Here is a 17,739-nt window from a genome sequence, read left to right on the forward strand (position 1 = left end):
TAAATAAAATTAACAAAATGACAGAAGAATTTATTGCTGATGCATTAGAAAAGTTAGCTTTAGTAGGCGTAATGATTGGTTTTGCATTAGTTGTTGCCATGTACTCTACTTGGGCTGAGCGTAAAGTTGCAGCATTCTTACAAGATCGTATCGGACCAAACCGTGCAGGTATTTTTGGTTTATTACAACCACTTGCCGATGGTTTAAAATTATTCTCGAAAGAGGAAATTACACCAAAAGATTCGAATAAATTTTTATTCATCTTAGGTCCATCTTTGGCAATGATTGTAGCTTGTATGACAGGTGCAGTTATTCCATGGTCGACGGCTTTTGAGATTGGAGATCGTGTAGTTGTTCCTCAAATTGCAGATGTTAACATCGGGTTTTTATACATTTTAGGTGTATTAAGTTTAGGTGTTTATGGAATTATGATTGGTGCTTGGGCATCAAACAACAAATACTCTTTAATGGGTGGTTTGCGTGCAGCTTCACAGATTATTTCGTACGAATTACCAATGGGAATCGTGTTAATCACAATTTTGATGATGACAGGTTCTTTAAAATTGAGTGATATTGTACATTATCAACAAGAGCATGCGTGGTTTATCTTATTACAACCATTAGGATTTATTATTTTCTTGGTGTGTTCGTTCGCAGAAACTAACCGTACTCCGTTCGATTTACCAGAAGCAGAAAATGAATTAATTGGAGGTTATCATTCAGAATATTCTTCTATGAAGATGGGATTCTTCTTATTTGCAGAATACATCAACATGTTTATCAGTTCTGTGGTAATTTCTACCTTATATTTTGGTGGATACGATATCCCATTTGTAGACGATGCAACATTAGTAAACTCTATCGGAGTGAATGGAACGGCAATTCTTAATTTCCTTTCATTATTCGGTAAAGCTTGTTTCTTCATCTTCTTCTATATGTGGGTGCGTTGGACGATTCCTCGTTTCAGATATGACCAATTAATGGATTTAGGTTGGAAAAAATTATTGCCTTTAGCATTAATCAATATGTTAATAACAGGCTTAGTGATTTTATTATTAAACAAGTAGAATCATCAAAATCATTAAAAGTATGAAACCAATTACAAATAGAGTAAAACAAGTAGAACGTAAACCCCTTACTTTTTGGGAAAGTATCTATTTGATTTCTATCGCAAAAGGGTTGATGATTACATTGAAGCACTTCTTTTCGAAGAAAGCAACAATTAGTTATCCAGAAAAACAAAGACCGTTTAGTCCTGTATTTAGAGGATTACACGTTTTGAATAGAGACGAAGAAGATCGCGAAAATTGTACGGCTTGTGGACTTTGTGCTTTGGCTTGTCCAGCAGAAGCGATTACAATGGAAGCAGCAGAAAGACTTCCTGGTGAAGAAAATCTTTACCGCGAAGAAAAATATGCAGCGAAATATGAAATTAACATGTTACGTTGTATTTTCTGTGGATTCTGTGAAGAAGCTTGTCCAAAAGATGCTGTTTATTTATCACAAACAGTTCCTCCAGCAAGTTTCAAACGTCAAAACTTTATTTATTCGAAAGAAGATTTATTAATCCCGAAAAAAGCTACAAATTAATGGAATTACCTATCATTTTATTCTATGTTTTGTCGAGCTTAACGGTGTTAAGTGCGCTACTAATGGTGTTCAGTAAAAATCCTGTACATTCCATTTTATATTTAATCGTAACATTCTTCTGCATCAGCGGACATTATGTATTGCTAAACGCGCAGTTTTTGGCAATTGTAAACGTCATTGTCTATGCCGGAGCAATTATGGTATTGTTCTTATTCGTGGTGATGTTGATGAACTTGAATAGTGAAAAGAAATCATTTGGTCGACCAGCAAAAATATTAGCAGCGAGTTTAATCTCTTTGTTATTTGTTGCCTTGACAATTGGTATTTTCTCACAAAATCAAGCTTCAGCAAATACAGCTGTAGAAATGGGAACAGGTGATTTAGGATTGATTCACAACTTAGGATCATTGTTGTATTCAGAATATGTTTTACCATTCGAGTTGAGTAGTATTTTGTTTATTTCTGCAATGATTGGAGCGGTGATGTTATCGAAAAAGGACGAAGAATTATTGGATTAAATATAAAAAGTAAAAGATGTTACCAATCAGTTATTATATTACTTTATCATTAATCCTATTCGGAATAGGAATGGCTGGCGTAATGATTCGTCGTAACGCAATTGTCATTTTTATGTGTATAGAATTGATGTTAAATTCTGTGAATTTGTTGTTAGTAGCGTTCTCAAAAATGCACTATCACGCAAATCCAGCATTAGAAAAAGGAACAGATGCACAACTTTTAGTATTCTTTATTATGGTTGTAGCCGCGGCTGAGGTTGCTGTAGGATTATCAGTGATAATTTTATTGTTCCGCAAAGTATACTCGGTAGATATTAATGTGTTAAATCGTTTAAAAGGTTAAGAATGGAGCAGTATATATGGTTAATTCCTTTGATTCCATTCATCGGATTTTTGATTAACGGTTTAGGACGAAATGTACTTTCTAAAAGCTTAGTGACTTTCATTGGAAGTGGAGCAGTTTTGGCAAGTTTCATTTTATCAATCATGGTTTTTATGTCAGTTCCATCAGGAGCAGATGCACAACCATTAATTTTTAAGGCATTTGATATTATCAATATTCCAACTTTACAAGTTCCGTTTGCATTTCAAATTGATGCATTAACGAGTTTGTTCTTGTTAATTATTACAGGAGTTGGATTTTTAATTCACGTGTATAGCTCGGCTTACATGAGCGAAGACAAAGGATTTGCAAAATTCTTTTCTTACCTAAATTTATTCATCTTCTTCATGTTGATTCTTGTTATGGGAAACAATTTTGTAATGATGTTTATTGGATGGGAAGGGGTAGGATTATGTTCATTCTTGTTAATTGGTTTTTGGTTTACAAATCCAGAATATATCAAAGCAGCAAAGAAAGCTTTCATCATGAACCGTATCGGAGATGTTGGATTCTTATTGGCGATGTTTTGGATTTTTAAAGAATTTGGAACGTTAGAATATGTAAAAGTATTCAGCCAATTAGCAATTGATCCATCTGCATTTACAGGTTTTGTATTAACAGGAATCACATTATTGTTATTCTTAGCAGCTACAGGAAAATCGGCTCAATTACCATTATTTACATGGTTACCAGACGCAATGGCAGGACCAACGCCAGTTTCAGCACTTATTCACGCTGCAACAATGGTAACGGCAGGTATTTTTATGATTACACGTTGCAACGAATTATTTTCGGCAGCACCAATCACATTACAAGTTATTCAGTACGTAGGAATTGCAACAGCTTTTGTAACAGCAACTATTGCAATGCGTCAAAACGATATCAAAAAAGTATTGGCTTATTCTACAGTTTCTCAATTAGGATTAATGTTCGCAGCAATTGGTTCTGGAGCGTATATCGCAGCAGTTTTCCACGTAATGACGCACGCATTTTTCAAAGCATTATTATTCTTAGGAGCAGGTTCTGTTATTCACGGAATGCACCACGAGCAAGATATGCGCAAAATGGGAGGTTTGAAAAAATACATGAAAATTACACATATCACTTTCTTGATTGGATGTTTGGCAATCGCTGGTATTCCAGGTTTATCAGGTTTCTTCTCGAAAGACGAAATGTTATTAGGAATGTTTGTTTCTAATCCAGTTGTTTACGGAATCGGGTTTATTGTTTCTGTGATGACAGCATTTTATATGTTCCGTTTATATGCAATGACTTTCTTAGGAGATTTAAGAGATAAAGATGCTCATCCGCACGAAAGTCCCGCAGCAATGACAATTCCATTAATCATCTTAGCAGTTCTTTCTGTATTCGCAGGTTATGTAGGAATTCCAGCATTGTTTATGCAAGACGGACACAAACTTCAGACTTTCTCAAGTGGAGTTGTATCAATCGGAGAAGCTCATCACGTTTCTCACGCAACAGAATGGATGATGATGGGAGCTTTATTACTTTGTGTGCTTGGTGCAATTTATTATGCCATTAGGAAATACACAAACCATGTAGATGGTGAAGCAACTGGAATTGCAAAATTCTTTGAAGACAAATGGTACATCGACGAATTATACGACAATGCAATTGTAAAACCATTGTTCGAATTAGGTGATGTCTTGAAAAAATATGTAGAAAAAGCAGGAATTGCAGCTTTTGTTTTAGGAGTTGGAACTGTTTCTGGTCGCGCATCAAAAAATGTACGTCAGCTACAAAACGGAAATGTAGGATTCTATATTATGCTAATGGTTGTAGGAATCGTAGCAGGTATCGCAATCTTTTTTATGGGGTATTTAATTTCAAAATAGGTTAGTAATGCTTTTATCTTTATTTATCATTTTACCATTAATAGTAGGAGTTTTTATGCTATTAATGCAAGGTCAAAAACCACAAAGATGGTTAGGAGCATTCGTTGGTGGAGCGTTGTTGGCGTTGTACTTGTTTATCACTTGCAAAGGTGGAAACAACGAGTTAACGTTTCAAACACAATGGTTCAATTTCAACAGCGTTAAAACTTATTTCGCGTTAAATGCTCAAGGTTTGGGAGGATTAATGATTTTATTAACTAACCTTACTTACTTAGCTCTTTTTGTTTATTTATCAACAACAAAACAAAAATATAGCAATACATTCTACGGATTATTGCTAATAACTTTAGCAGGATTAAATGGAGTTTTCTTAGCAGAAGATTTAATTTTATTCTATTTTTTCTGGGAAGTTGTTTTAATTCCAGTTTATTTCTTAATCGGATTATTCGGAATTGGAAAAGACAAAATTCGCGCAAATATGACATTCTTCTTATACACGATTTTAGGATCGATGTTTATGTTAGGAGGAATTATTTACATCGGATTTTTCTTACAACCAGCATCATTTTTATTAACAGATGTTGTACAAGTTACAGGACCGCATTATTCAACAAATACAGCGTTGGCATTGTTATTCTTAATTGCTTTTGTGATTAAAATTCCAATCTTTCCATTTCATACATGGCAACCAACTATTTACAAAACATCTCCAACTCCATTAACGGTTGTACTTTCAGCTTTGATGGCGAAAATGGGATTATTTGCAGTTGTTACTTGGTATTTAGGAATGTTCCCAACGATTTCTGAATTGTTCAAATACATTACCTACATCGCAATTTTCGGATTAGTTTACGCTTCGTTAATCGCTTTGAGTGCAAAAAATGTAAAGAAAATTATTGCATATAGCTCGATTGCTCACTTAGCTTTAATCTTTGTTTCAATATTTTCAGAATTAGCAAATGGTGTAACAGGAGCTTATTTTCAAATGTTTTCACATGGTTTAGTTGTTTTAGGATTATGGTTATGTGTAGATATTATGGAAAGAAAATATGATTTGACAGATATCAAATCGATTGGTGGTTTAGCGAAAGTTGATCCAACATTATCTATCTTATTCATGATATTCGGTTTGGCAAACGTAGCATTACCATTGACAAGTTCATTCATCGGAGAGTTTATGATGCTTTCAGCATTGTTTACGCACAATCCAGTTTTATGTGTTGTAGCTTGTTTAGGTGTTATTTTATCTGCCGTTTATACGTTGAGATTATCAAGCGCATTATTGTTTGGAGAAGTGAAAAACATCAAACAAAAAGATGCTCAAAAAGGAGGTTTTGGACCAATTGCAGTTTTATCGGTAATCGCAATCATCGTGATTATTTTAGGAGTTTATCCAACACCAATTTTTAATTTATTAGCACATTAATCATTTTTGAATAAATAGATATGAATACGATTATTTTATCAGCACTTTCAGGTATTATTTTGATGTTTAGTGGATTCTACATCAAAAATAATCGTGCCTTAAATATACTTTCTGTTGTTCTGTTTTTCGGAATGATTGTAGGAGGAATTTTCGATTTGAAAGGTTGCTCAATGTTCGCAGGAAAATTCGATAACATGATTGGACAATCGCTTTACGGCGTTTCGTTCTTTATCGCATTGGCAGGATTGGCAATTTTTTACTTATTGTTGAACAAAGATTCGTTTGGAAAAGTAGGAAAACATGTGGCAGAATATTATGCCTTAATTTTCTTCTCGTTTACAGGAATCGCAGTTTTAGCACAATTCCACAACTTAGTAATTATGTTCTTAGGAATCGAATTAATGTCAATTCCAATGTACATTATTGCAGGAACAAACAAAGAAAGTCTTAGAAGTACAGAAGCTTCTGTAAAATATTTCTTGATGGGAGCTTTCTCAACAGGAATTTTGATGTTAGGTGTAACATTTTTGTATGGCGCAACAGGAACTTTTATGGTTGATCAATTGGTGAACTATAACAAAGATTTCGAAACAATTTATTACGCAGGATGGTGTTTGATCATTTTCGCATTTTGTTTCAAAGTTTCTGCAGCACCTTTCCATGCATGGACACCAGACGTTTACGACGGTACACCAACTGTGTTTACATCGTTTATGTCGACAATCATCAAAGGAGGATCATTTTTAGGATTTATTTTAGTCTTAAAATCATTCCCAACAAATGTAGAATATACCGAATATTACCGTTTATTATTTGCGTCAATTATCATTTTGACGTTATTTATCGGAAACTTCGGAGCAGTTTCTCAAAAATCTGTCAAACGTTTGATGGCTTATTCATCAATCGCGCAAGCAGGTTTCATGTTATTTGTTTTGTTCAATATCAATTCAGCTTCTAAAGAGGCTTTGATGTTCTATACGATTGCTTATTCAGTTGCGAATTTCATTATTTTCTATACGATTGATCAATTCAAAAATCCAAAATTTGATAGTTTTATTGGTTTAGGAAAAGCAAATCCAGTTTTAGCTGCAGCGATGACAATTTCATTGATTTCGTTAGCAGGTATTCCATTAACAGGAGGTTTCTTCGCGAAATTTATGGCGTTGAGTATTGGAGGAACAAACGATAAAAACCTATTTTTGATTGTAATTGCATTGGTTATGGCAGTTTTGAGTATGTATTATTACTTCAAAATCATCAACTACATGTATTTCAAAAAAGGGAAAAACAAATTAAAAACACAAGACGGATTAACGAATTTCCTTTTAATCATCGGAATGGTTATCTTAATTGTGATGGGAATTTTTCCAGGAATATTATCTTCATTTTTGCAAACGCCAATGTGGTAATTGCAGAATGATTATTATATAGTTTTTTATTATTTATTATTTAAAAAGCTCGTGTCAATCAATTTGATACGAGCTTTTTTAGTATATTAACATTCTAAATGTTCAACTAATTTTATGAAGTTAATTTTATCGATTATAGTATTTTGCTTGCATTCAATATTATTCTCTCAACAAATTGAAGAAATAAATCGAATATTGAAAATTGATTCATTAAAATTGCATGAAAATGAAATTAGAATTTATAAAAAATACGCTACATCGACAGGTTTAGAAATGTTTCGTCTTTATAATGTTAAAGATGATTATTGGAAGTCAGAATTGTATCAAACAAAAGCAGGAACAATTGATAATGTAACTAAAATTAGAATTGTAAAAGAGAAATTTAACTCTTTGAGTAATCTTGAATTAATTTCGTTTAAAATTTTAGATACAGATATTTTATACTTGCCAGATTTTGATAAAATAAGCTATAAGCTATAAGCTAAAAAATAAATCAAATCAATATTCTATAGAAGAAGGAAATGTTGTAAACACAAAAAAGAAAACATCGATTCTTGATGGAGTAAGTTATTACATTTTGATTAATAGTAACAAGAAGAAAAATACGATTCATTATTATAATTCAGAGAACTATCTCGAATATTATCCAAATGTTGATGAATTAATATCGGTAAAAGAATTATTAGACTTGATAAGATTAGAGTTTGGTTGTCTAAAGTAATCAAAAGCTTGAAACAAGTCAGTTTTGTTTCAAGCTTTTTTGTATTAGATTTAATATGATCTTTTAATTACATGGAAAATTTGTTTTACATCCTCTATTGGATATAAGAAGGGTTTGAACTCAGGGTTTCTTGATGTTAGTACAATCATTCCGTCATCTGTAAGATCAGCAATATCTTTATGAAAAATACCTGTTTTAGTGATGATGATAAAACCATAAGTTGTTTTATGAAAACCATCTTTCCATAAATGACGTCCTACTTCTCTACCTAAAATATCTGCACCAGAAGGTGTATCATATCCTCCTTTGTTCCACATGCTATCTCCAATAGATTCAAAACCTAAATAATAGCCTCTTCCTATATGGTCTACTTTAAATGAAATTGTAGAAAAATCTTCTTTTAATTTTATTTCATCAAAACAACTTTCTATATAAGAAGCATAAGCTGGAAATGGAATTTTTAAAACTTCTATTCTAATTGTTTGATCAGGATAGATGTAAAATTTATTACCATGAGTGTTTGTAAATATTTCTGCATTTTGGTTTGTATCGAATAGCCTTACTTCTTCTGTTATATTATCTGTAACATCACTTTTTTCTATTTCTTTATTCTGATTAGTAAACATAGCTCCTTCTCCTGTTACTAACCAATTAGGATTGATATCTGAGTATGTGTTGAGTATTTGCTCTATTTTTGAAGCTCCTATATCTTTTACTTTATCTAGAAAACCATTTGAAAGACCAGTTTCAATATAAAATTTGTTTTTTGATATTTTTTTTAATTCTATGATTTTCAGTATTCTATCTATTATTGTATTCATAAATTTAGATTATCTACTATATTTATTTTGATTCATTAGATTATTTACTATAAATTTGCTTTATATATCAATCAAAAGTATGAAAAAATATCTAATTTATCTAAAAGTATTACTCTAAAAGTTTAATAATATAGAATATAATCTATTTTATAAGTAGTCATTAATTGAATAATTAACTGACCAGGAATCTTATTGATTATATTTTCTTTGTTTAATACAGTGTAATGTATTTATATATAGTGTTTTATGTGTGTTTGAAATTTAAAATAATATTAATGCAGTTAAATAATGAATTAACTCGATTTGGAAAAAAGAGACAGAGAGCAAAAGCTCAAAGAGCCTTAAAAAAAGCTCAGGAAATTGAAAAAAGACAATTAGAGAATGGTTACAAGTATGTTAGAGAAGGAAAAATCATTCGATTAAAGAGAGTAATAAACTAACCAATTAAATAAAATTTATAATCTAAATAGCTATGGCATATCATCGAAAAAATTATTTGGAAAAAGTTCTGAAAGTTCAGCAAATAACACTTGAGCATCGTAAACAAGGATTGTATTTTAAAGAAATTTATTATCAATATATAGAAAATTCGTTCAATATAAGTAAACGAACATATGACTCTTATTTGGGAATTAATGTCAAAAAACAACTTAAAGAACTTACAGAGAATGTATAAAATTTTAATGAGTTAAAGAAAAACAGCTATTTATAAGAAAATATAAATAGCTGTTTTTTTTGATTATTACTATATTGATTGTTTAGAAATCATACTTTAATTCATTTTTTAAAGTTACTTTATCATAAGTACCTATGCGTTCAATAGTGTTATTTCGCCCAAAATAACTACATTCATACTGTAATAAATAAACATTAAGTGTTGATTTTTCATCATGGCTAAATCCTTCATCAATTAAACTTAGTTTTCCAGTAGATTTAGTTTCTAAACCTTTTAAAATTTCATGAACTTTATCTATATAAGTTAAGAAGAAATCATCTGTTCCGTGCTCAGAAGTATTATGAAATTGTCCATATGATAATCTACATACAAGAGTTGCTATAGGAGATTTTTCTTTATGATTTACAGTCCAATCAATTAATAAATTATTCTTCGTTACAAGTTCTGTATTTGTTTCATCAAAGTCTTGTTGACTATATAAATCAATATATTGTGGTTGCGAAATTCCTTCTTTCGTAAAAATATTGATAACATCTTCTTTGGAAAATTCATTGACGATTTTATGATATAATTCTTTCATTTTTTATAATTTTATTAGTTAGTTGCATTTTCTGCATTAATGATGATACGTTGGAACATTTCTTTGAACCAAGTTTCTAAATCTGAAGAACTCATTCCATTTCCTTGTCCATTATTAGAAACTTGAACTCCGCCTTTGATGAAAGAATCAATCTTAATTTCAATTCGTTTTTCTTGGCTAGCTTGTTGTGTTACACTGTTGATATCTTCTTTTACTTGTGGAGGTGAAAAGTTTTTGGCGGTTGATTTATTTACTTTGTTTTGATTAGTGTATAAACTTCTTTTTCCTGAGTTGACTTTATTATTAAGAGTGTTTTGTATTTCTGGTGTAAAAATACTTAATAAGGCATCATTGCCTTGTTTCATTAATTTGCTTTTCTCTCCATCTGTAACCAATTTATTCTCTATTCTAATTTGATTAATACGTTTTAAAGCTTTTGTGGACAATCCTGTTGGATCAAACTCTTGAATAGTTTCTAAAATTTGTTGCAATGGTTTAAGAAATCTATCCATTAATACAATGTGAATACGTATTAAACCACCTATTATTCCGTCTGTTTTAAATGCTTCTACAATGCTGTCCCAATGATCTTTTATAGCTATAAAAGCATTAATAACCCATCCTATAGGACCTAAGAATTGTAACATAGCTGCTCCCCATTCATCATAATAATTGATAGCAATAGCAATATAAGCTACTAGAGCCGCAATACCAATTGCTATTGCTCCAACAGGATTTGCAAACATAATTGCATTTAATGAAGTTAATAGAGGAATTAATGTTTCTGCTATTCCAATTACAGTAGAAAGACTTTCCAAATAAGGTAAAATACCACCAACTTTATCTGCTATAGAAGCTTCAATATTTGCCATAATATTTTTTATTCCATCACCAGCACCTTTAAAATTTTCTAATTTATTAGGATCTATGTCTGTACCACCAAGTCCCTGTATAAAATTGACTCCTGCTTCTTGTCCTGTTTCAGCAAAAATTGATGTTAAAGCTGCCTTTTTTGCTGGGTCATTGGCTTCTTTTAGCATTGTTTGTAAAATATCAAAAGAAGATCCAGCTTCTAAATTTTTGGGATTGATGTTTAAGGAAGAAGCTATATCATTTAGTTTATTTTCATCTAGGCTTTCTATTGCAGCAATAGACTGTTCTAATCCACTAAAAATACTATCAGACGAACCTCCTTTTTTAACACCATTGGTCATTACACCTAGGTAATCTTCTACACTTAATCCCATTTCTCTAATTTTGGGAAGGTTTTTTTCTAACTGGTTTAACATATCTCCATTCAAATTACCTCCTTTTTCGTAAAATTGCTCCAAAACGTGCATATTACTTTCCATTGATCCTCCTAACCCATTAGCCATCATATTAGAAGTTTGTAAAATTAGTTTACTTGAATCTCCCCACCTTTTTTCAAGAGAATGTGCTTGGGCATTCATTTCTTCTGGATTTGGAATTCCTATTTGTTGAAGCATCATTTTATTATTTTGTAATCCTTTTGTGAATTGTAATCCATTTTTTAATGTTTCAAAAGAATTTAATAAACCACGTATATTTTTAGAACTAAATGCTTCTCCCATTTGGGAAGAAATAGTGCTAAGACTATTCTTTATTTGAGAAGAAATAGAATTGATAATATTTTTAATATTATTGAATACTTTTCCGAATCTTGTAGTAAAAGGTTCGAGATTAGCCAAGACTTTATTTGTAGCTCCTCTTATCCGTTCGTGTAATATAATAAAGCTAATTCCTGCGTCAAGAGCGAAGGATTTTAATTTAGCTTTCATTTTATCTGTTACATTATTTAATCGTTGTTGAATATTGTTTAATGAATTATTAAACAGCTTGTCAGATAATTCGTGTAGACTTTCTAATTTGTTTACTGCCATACTTGTTTTTTGAGTTAATATTTTACTTGACTTTATAATATATTGTTTGATATATAAAGTTTTCTGATGCAAAATTCCAAGAAAAAACAAGCGATTTGCTAATAAGATTGCAACCCTTGCCGACTATTTTTGATTGGGCAAAATTCCGTCTAATCTTTGCCTTGTCAAATAAATAATTTAATAACTCAATGAGCAATCTTAACGGAATTACAATTCAAAAAGGAAAATTAGGTGCGAACAGAACTAACAATAAAAGAAGCGTTTCTGCTTTGATTATTAGCTCTGCTATAGTAGCAAAACTGGCATACAATACACCTATTACAATTTACAGTACTGACGATTTAGAGCAGTACGGATTAACAGCAGAATTTGATGCTGTAAACAATGTTCATGTTTATCGACATGTTTCAGAGTTTTATCGAATGGCTGGAGCAGGAACAGAACTGCATTTAATGTTAGTCTCACAAACTGAAACATTAAAAACTATTGTTGAAAGTGAAACAGCTAAAACTTTATTAGCTTCTGCAGATTTTGAGATTAGACAATTAGCTATAGCAGTAAATCCAACAGAAGCTCCAACTGTAGTAAAAGGTTTACCAGAGGAGTTAGTGGAATCTATTCCATTGGCACAAGGATTAGCAGATTGGGCATTTAAACAAAATATGCCTTGTCATATTTTCTTAGAAGGTTATCATTTAGATGGAGCATCTAATATAGTAGAAAATTTACGTGAAATTGAGAATGTCCAAGCGACAAAGGTTTCTGTCGTAATTGGGCAGGATTGGAAATATGCTGAAACAAAAACTGGTTTAGCTCAAAAATTCGCAGATGTAGGAACTGTATTAGGAGTTTGTTCAGCTGCATCTATTGAACAAAATATCGGAGATAATGAAGCTTTTGATATTAATGATTCTAAAAAAGATGCTTGGATGATTCCAGGTTTATCTAGTCATAAGAAGAATACAGAGGTTTATTCTCAGCTTCAAAACTTTGAAGATAAAGGATATATTTTCGGTCTAAGTTATTCTGGTTTAGCAGGAATTCGTATCAATAATGATCATGTATGTGCTCCTGTAGTTGTGGATCAAGAAGGAAATATGAACGAACATACTATTGCTTATGGGCGTATTATGGATGATGCAATTAGACAATTAAGATCTGTTTACTTACCAAAAATAAAAAGAACATATCCAGTAGATGAAAATGGAAAATTATTATCAGGATCCCTTGTTTCATTAGAAGGTGTAGGAGACAAAGTATTTGAAGACATGATTGCTTCTGGAGAAATTTCTTATGGAAAAACAACTATTGATTCAACAAGTGATTTATTAGTAGAAAAGGAACTTATTGTAAGCTTTGCTATCGTGCCTATGGGAAGTATTGGAGAAATTAAGGGTACAATTAATATCAAGAATAACATTTAATAATCAAATAAAAATAAAGTTTAATGGCAACAATTAATAGAAACGGAAAAACATATGATAGTGTTGATGTGACAGCATTTATTGATGGAATTCCAATTGAAGTAACATCTTTAACATATGGAAATGAACAAGAACATCAATTAAACTGGACATTAGGATCTTCTCAAGCAACAAGTTGGAGCGCAGGGAAACGCACACCTTCTGCAACAATGGGAGTGATGATGCATGATATTGCTCCAATTGAAATGGCTGCTAAAGGAAGTATTTTGGATATCAAACCATTTAAATTGATTGTAAGTTTTACAAATGAATTTAATGCTCCTGTTTTCGATGAGTTAACAGTTAAGTTTCAGAATGAAGGTAGAGAAGTTACTGGGGAAATGGGCTTGAAAAAAGAATATACAATGTTCGCATTGTCAGTGAAATTAAACACAAAACCTTAATCAATAATTAAAATTTTATAAAGCCTGTTTTAGGCAGGCTTTATTACTTAATAATTTTTAAAATAATCAAAAAATATAAATAAAATGGCAACAAATAAAAATCAAAAAACAGTATCTCAAGAAACAATTGATAAAGTAGGAGGGAAACAAAATTTAAGACGATTGGTTTTACGTGATGAATTTCAAGATTTAGAATTAGAAGTTATTAGCCGTATTCCGGATCGTACAACAATGGGAGAATATTTGAAATATGCGAATGTAAATCCTAAAAAAGCGCAAGAAGTATTGGTAAATGGGTGCTTACTAACTGATCGAGATGAGGTTTTGTCAAGTGATGCTCTATTTAATTCTTGTGTTGCAGGTATTGCCGAAACAATCCCTATGGCTGCAGCAAAAGTGGAAAAGTACTAACCGATTGTACAGGTTTGATAGATGATGACGAATATGATCAGATTTTCAAAATTAATGCATTCATCAGTCATTTTCTACACATACCATTTCCTGAACAATTGGATGATGATACATGGGCCCTAAAATGGGCTCAAGTAAAATGGTTGATGGAAAAAGGAATTATAACCCCTAAAAAAGCAGAGAATGGCTTATAAAAATTATAGCAAAATTTTAAATGATAGCATCAAATCTCCTCAGAATATAACCATTGATTTAGCATCTCGTTTTGCAGCAGCTTTTGGATTAAATGCAGCATCTAAAGTAGTGTCTAAGGTTTTTGGAGAAAAAATGGCAGGTAAAATAAAAGGATTCGAGTACTATCCTTCAACTAATACGAATGTAGAGTATGTTAAACTAATAACTCCTCAAAAAGATTCTTTAGAATTTTCTGCAGTGTTAGATAGTGCTAGAGGTAACGTTTTTGCACCACCATTAATGATGACTTTTTCTCAAGAAAAATCTTTGATTGAAACAGAGGTTAATGATGACGATCCTATTGTAATAGAACGATGGGGAACAAAACCCTGGAATATAGAAATGAAAGGTCTACTTATCGATTTAGATAACCGAATTTATCCAACAGAAGAGATTAAAAAATTAAAAAAGGTCTGGAGCTATAATGGAGTTATAGCAGTTGAAGGAATACAATTTCAAGAAAAAGGAATAGATAGTATTTATTTCAAATCGATTGATTTTTCACCTATAGAAGGATTTCAAGATACGATGCAAGTAAGTATTAGTGCAAGTAGCATTAAGTCTGTAAACTTTATATTGGGTAAGGGTAAAATAATTACAGATGAATTAAATCAAGAGCCAGACCCTGTAGACAAAAGTGAGGAATATGGATACTAACATAAAAAATCATTTATATCATAATATTAATATTAAGATTTTGATTGTTGGTAATGATGATCAAGGTCTTCATTTTTCTAGATGTACATCTGTTCAAATAGAAAAAAGTGTTCAGAACTTGACAAGTACAGCTAAAATTGAATTACCTCGTGAATTTAGAAACGTGTTAAAAGAATCAGATAACCAATTAAATAAGACGATAAGTATAGAAGGTAAATCAATTTTAGATTTTATTCGAAAAGGTGATAGAGTTGAAATAAGATTTGGTTATGATGGAGAATATAACTTAGAGTTTGTAGGGTATATAACAAAAATAAGTGCTGATACTCCTTTAATTATTGAATGTGAAGACGAAATGTATCAACTAAAAAAAGCAAAAAGATATTCTGGTTATTTCAAATCTGGGAATCTCAAAGAAATTTTACAAGCTGTATTACCTGAAAATTTTCAAAAAAGGCATGATTTGGAATATGATGCAGATTATAATGTTGGAAAATGGAAAATAGAAAATGCAACTCCTTACGAAGTATTGCAACAACTGAAAGAAAAAACATTTATTCGATCTTGGTTTTCTAGAGCAGAAGGGTCTGAATATACTAAACAGTTGAATATTGGAATGACTGCTGATTTTTTTACACGAGATTTAAAAACACATAAACTCAATTTCTCTCAAAACATTAGAAGAGGCTCTGATATCAAATTTATAAATGATAAAAATGACACAAAATTATTTTTAACTGTAAAGTCTAAACAAAATAATGGAAAAATTTTAGAAGGGACTGCTGGAGAAAAAGGTGAAATAGAAGAGTCTGTAGAAATGCCTCCGAATATTGATAAAGCTACTTTGCAAGATATGGCGAAGAAATTACATAAAGGTAGAGTAACAAATAGACTTGAAGGTTCTATCAATACATGGTGTTACCCTATCGTAGAACCAGGTGATGCCGTGGATATTGTTCGCCCTTTTTATCCTGATAAACATCAAGATGGAAGATATTTTGTGGAGGGAGTTACTATAAATGTTAACGCTTCAGATGGAATAAAAAGAAATGTAAAAATTAGCTATATACTATAATGGAACTAGGAGAATTATTTGAACAAGCAGTAAAGCTAACCAATAAAAAAGGAGTTCGGAGATTTCCATTAATGATGGAAACTGTTGTAGCTGTAGATGAAAATACTTGCGAAACTTCAGATGGAATAGATGATATAAAACTCAATGCAATAGATGATAAATTAGGTTCAAAACTAACAGTTTATCCAAAAATAGGTTCACAAATCATTTATGGAAGACTTAATGATACAGACGATTTGTTTGTGATTAAATATTCAGAAATAGACCGTGTGGTAATTAGAATAGAAGAGCAGGAATTCGAAATGAAAGAAGGAAAATTCAGAATTTTAAACAAAGAAGCTAATCTAAAAAATATTCTAAATGATCTTTTCCAAACACTCGAGAACGCAATTATTCAGACTCCATCAGGACCAGGAAAATTTATAGAAGTGAATACACAAGTGTTTAAAGACTTAAAACAAAAAACAAATCAACTTTTATTCTAATTATATGGCTTTAAATAAAGAACAATTTGTGCAAAATATTATTGCGATTCAAGATGAAATGATTAGATCCGAAGATTACGAATCAGGAAAAAGGATTTATGCTGAGAAACTAGCATTAGCTATTGAAAGTTATTTATTAACAGCAACAATTCAAATTACAGGAACTTCTAATCAAGGGCCATTTACAGGAACAGGAAAAATTGAATAATGAAAGATTTTTTAAGAAATGAAAAAAATGATTTGGTAATTAACAAATTAGGAGATTTTGATTTAGGAGAAAGTGATCAACAGCATGTGGGAGATATTTTTATTGCTCAGAAAGGAGAGTTTAAAGAGTTTCCCTTACTAGGATTTGGAGCTATAAATTATGTAAAAACAACGATATCTGAATACCAATTTGCAAGAGAACTGAGTATCCAACTTGAATATGATAATTACTTAAATCCTACAATTGATACAACAGAAGGTATTGAAAAAACAAAAATTATAATTTAATGAATGAGATACTCATAACAATAACAGGATTAATCAGTGTTGGAGGCAGCGCTTTTTTTGGATGGATTTTCGGAAGAAGAAAATCAAATGCAGAGGCTCAGACTACAGAAATAGACAATGAAATAAGAATGTCTAATTATTATAAAGAAATGCTTGATGATTTACGAAATCGTTATGAGAAGAAATATCAAGATTATGAAGCATTAATGAATTCGAAAGAAAAAGTATTGAGAGAAGAAGTGACAATCCTCAATAGGAAAATAGAAATGCTCCAAACTGAGAATACTGAATTACGTAAAAGAGTGATAGAACTAGAAAGATTAACAAAACATGGAAATAAAAGTCTTACATAATCAAACCTTACTGGATGTTTCTATCTATCTATTCGGAACCGCCAAAGGAGCATTTCAGTTAGCAGAAGTTAATAATTTATCTGTAACAGATGATATTATAGCTGGACAGATTTTAGAAATTCCGAATGACTTAGATTTTGGCGAACGCTTAACTGTAGAATATTATCAATTAGAAAACTTAAAACCAGCAACAGCTATACAGTTAGAGACCTTAGAAATAATTGAATTACCATCAGGTATCGATTATTGGGCAATACAAATTGACTTTGAAATACAATAAAT

At 31.2% G+C, this 17,739-nt stretch carries 24 protein-coding genes; 21 read left to right on the forward strand and 3 right to left on the reverse strand.

The genetic code is table 11. The annotated features are described in order from the left end of the window. Positions 1-17: 17 nt before the first annotated feature. The 8 genes from nuoH (at position 18) to E4J94_RS09855 (ending at position 7,661) form a co-directional block, all read left to right on the forward strand. Positions 18-1,067: an NADH-quinone oxidoreductase subunit NuoH gene (gene nuoH, locus E4J94_RS09820; protein WP_038333358.1), complete on the forward strand. Its 1,050-nt coding sequence runs from the start codon at positions 18-20 to the stop codon at positions 1,065-1,067. 22 nt (positions 1,068-1,089) lie between these two features. Next, positions 1,090-1,590, forward strand: a complete 501-nt coding sequence (gene nuoI / locus E4J94_RS09825; protein WP_038333352.1) for an NADH-quinone oxidoreductase subunit NuoI — start codon at positions 1,090-1,092, stop codon at positions 1,588-1,590. Then, entirely contained in the window at positions 1,590-2,108 is a 519-nt protein-coding gene (locus E4J94_RS09830; RefSeq protein WP_038333350.1) for an NADH-quinone oxidoreductase subunit J family protein, read from the forward strand. Before nuoI ends, E4J94_RS09830 begins: the two co-directional genes overlap by 1 nt. 16 nt (positions 2,109-2,124) lie before the next feature. Beyond that, positions 2,125-2,451, forward strand: a complete 327-nt coding sequence (gene nuoK, locus E4J94_RS09835) for an NADH-quinone oxidoreductase subunit NuoK (RefSeq protein ID WP_026357457.1) — start codon at positions 2,125-2,127, stop codon at positions 2,449-2,451. Positions 2,452-2,453: 2 nt separating this feature from the next. Then, positions 2,454-4,346, forward strand: coding sequence for an NADH-quinone oxidoreductase subunit L (gene nuoL / locus E4J94_RS09840; protein ID WP_135835637.1), 1,893 nt, complete (start codon positions 2,454-2,456; stop codon positions 4,344-4,346). A gap of 7 nt (positions 4,347-4,353) precedes the next feature. Next, positions 4,354-5,772, forward strand: a complete 1,419-nt coding sequence (locus E4J94_RS09845) for a complex I subunit 4 family protein (RefSeq protein WP_038333343.1) — start codon at positions 4,354-4,356, stop codon at positions 5,770-5,772. A 20-nt stretch (positions 5,773-5,792) separates the two neighbouring features. After that, positions 5,793-7,181: an NADH-quinone oxidoreductase subunit N gene (locus tag E4J94_RS09850; protein ID WP_135835638.1), complete on the forward strand. Its 1,389-nt coding sequence runs from the start codon at positions 5,793-5,795 to the stop codon at positions 7,179-7,181. Between the two features lie 114 nt (positions 7,182-7,295). Continuing rightward, the gene (locus E4J94_RS09855; RefSeq protein ID WP_135835639.1) at positions 7,296-7,661 is read left to right on the forward strand and encodes a hypothetical protein; all 366 of its coding nucleotides are present in this window, start codon (positions 7,296-7,298) and stop codon (positions 7,659-7,661) included. A 291-nt stretch (positions 7,662-7,952) separates the two neighbouring features. Here the strand turns inward: E4J94_RS09855 and E4J94_RS09860 are convergent, their stop codons facing one another. Further along, complete coding sequence (locus tag E4J94_RS09860) at positions 7,953-8,723, reverse strand: XRE family transcriptional regulator (protein ID WP_135835640.1); 771 nt, start codon at positions 8,721-8,723, stop codon at positions 7,953-7,955. A gap of 275 nt (positions 8,724-8,998) precedes the next feature. On the opposite strand from E4J94_RS09860, the gene E4J94_RS17605 reads away from it, so the two are divergent. Both E4J94_RS17605 and E4J94_RS09865 read left to right on the forward strand, forming a co-directional pair. Continuing rightward, entirely contained in the window at positions 8,999-9,163 is a 165-nt protein-coding gene (locus E4J94_RS17605) for a hypothetical protein (protein ID WP_168801855.1), read from the forward strand. Between the two features lie 32 nt (positions 9,164-9,195). Further along, positions 9,196-9,399 carry a hypothetical protein gene (locus tag E4J94_RS09865; RefSeq protein ID WP_135835641.1) on the forward strand — a complete coding sequence of 68 codons (204 nt, stop codon included), beginning with the start codon at positions 9,196-9,198 and terminating at the stop codon, positions 9,397-9,399. 82 nt (positions 9,400-9,481) lie between these two features. Here the strand turns inward: E4J94_RS09865 and E4J94_RS09870 are convergent, their stop codons facing one another. Both E4J94_RS09870 and E4J94_RS09875 read right to left on the reverse strand, forming a co-directional pair. Next, the gene (locus tag E4J94_RS09870; RefSeq protein ID WP_135835642.1) at positions 9,482-9,979 is read right to left on the reverse strand and encodes a hypothetical protein; all 498 of its coding nucleotides are present in this window, start codon (positions 9,977-9,979) and stop codon (positions 9,482-9,484) included. Between the two features lie 14 nt (positions 9,980-9,993). Beyond that, positions 9,994-11,880, reverse strand: a complete 1,887-nt coding sequence (locus E4J94_RS09875; protein ID WP_135835643.1) for a phage tail tape measure protein — start codon at positions 11,878-11,880, stop codon at positions 9,994-9,996. A 188-nt stretch (positions 11,881-12,068) separates the two neighbouring features. Here E4J94_RS09875 and E4J94_RS09880 point away from each other — a divergent pair, with 188 nt between their 5' ends. The 11 genes from E4J94_RS09880 (at position 12,069) to E4J94_RS09930 (ending at position 17,737) form a co-directional block, all read left to right on the forward strand. Beyond that, positions 12,069-13,304, forward strand: a complete 1,236-nt coding sequence (locus E4J94_RS09880; RefSeq protein ID WP_135835644.1) for a DUF2586 family protein — start codon at positions 12,069-12,071, stop codon at positions 13,302-13,304. 23 nt (positions 13,305-13,327) lie between these two features. After that, positions 13,328-13,747: a hypothetical protein gene (locus E4J94_RS09885; RefSeq protein ID WP_135835645.1), complete on the forward strand. Its 420-nt coding sequence runs from the start codon at positions 13,328-13,330 to the stop codon at positions 13,745-13,747. Positions 13,748-13,831: 84 nt separating this feature from the next. Beyond that, complete coding sequence (locus tag E4J94_RS09890) at positions 13,832-14,158, forward strand: hypothetical protein (protein WP_135835646.1); 327 nt, start codon at positions 13,832-13,834, stop codon at positions 14,156-14,158. Positions 14,159-14,172: 14 nt separating this feature from the next. Further along, positions 14,173-14,352 carry a hypothetical protein gene (locus tag E4J94_RS09895; RefSeq protein WP_135835647.1) on the forward strand — a complete coding sequence of 60 codons (180 nt, stop codon included), beginning with the start codon at positions 14,173-14,175 and terminating at the stop codon, positions 14,350-14,352. Next, a complete protein-coding gene (locus E4J94_RS09900) occupies positions 14,342-15,049 on the forward strand; it encodes a DUF6046 domain-containing protein (RefSeq protein WP_135835648.1) in 708 nt (235 codons plus the stop codon). The genes E4J94_RS09895 and E4J94_RS09900 overlap by 11 nt, the downstream gene beginning before the upstream one ends. Further along, positions 15,039-16,124, forward strand: a complete 1,086-nt coding sequence (locus E4J94_RS09905) for a hypothetical protein (protein ID WP_135835649.1) — start codon at positions 15,039-15,041, stop codon at positions 16,122-16,124. The genes E4J94_RS09900 and E4J94_RS09905 overlap by 11 nt, the downstream gene beginning before the upstream one ends. Beyond that, entirely contained in the window at positions 16,124-16,609 is a 486-nt protein-coding gene (locus E4J94_RS09910; RefSeq protein WP_135835650.1) for a hypothetical protein, read from the forward strand. Before E4J94_RS09905 ends, E4J94_RS09910 begins: the two co-directional genes overlap by 1 nt. 4 nt (positions 16,610-16,613) lie before the next feature. Beyond that, positions 16,614-16,817: a hypothetical protein gene (locus E4J94_RS09915; RefSeq protein ID WP_135835651.1), complete on the forward strand. Its 204-nt coding sequence runs from the start codon at positions 16,614-16,616 to the stop codon at positions 16,815-16,817. After that, positions 16,817-17,104, forward strand: a complete 288-nt coding sequence (locus E4J94_RS09920; RefSeq protein WP_135835652.1) for an oxidase — start codon at positions 16,817-16,819, stop codon at positions 17,102-17,104. The genes E4J94_RS09915 and E4J94_RS09920 overlap by 1 nt, the downstream gene beginning before the upstream one ends. Further along, positions 17,104-17,457 carry a hypothetical protein gene (locus tag E4J94_RS09925; protein WP_135835653.1) on the forward strand — a complete coding sequence of 118 codons (354 nt, stop codon included), beginning with the start codon at positions 17,104-17,106 and terminating at the stop codon, positions 17,455-17,457. The genes E4J94_RS09920 and E4J94_RS09925 overlap by 1 nt, the downstream gene beginning before the upstream one ends. Next, a complete protein-coding gene (locus E4J94_RS09930; protein ID WP_135835654.1) occupies positions 17,435-17,737 on the forward strand; it encodes a hypothetical protein in 303 nt (100 codons plus the stop codon). Before E4J94_RS09925 ends, E4J94_RS09930 begins: the two co-directional genes overlap by 23 nt. Positions 17,738-17,739: the final 2 nt, after the last annotated feature.

The sequence above is a fragment of the Empedobacter tilapiae genome (assembly GCF_004785645.1).
GTDB classification, from domain to species: domain Bacteria; phylum Bacteroidota; class Bacteroidia; order Flavobacteriales; family Weeksellaceae; genus Empedobacter; species Empedobacter tilapiae.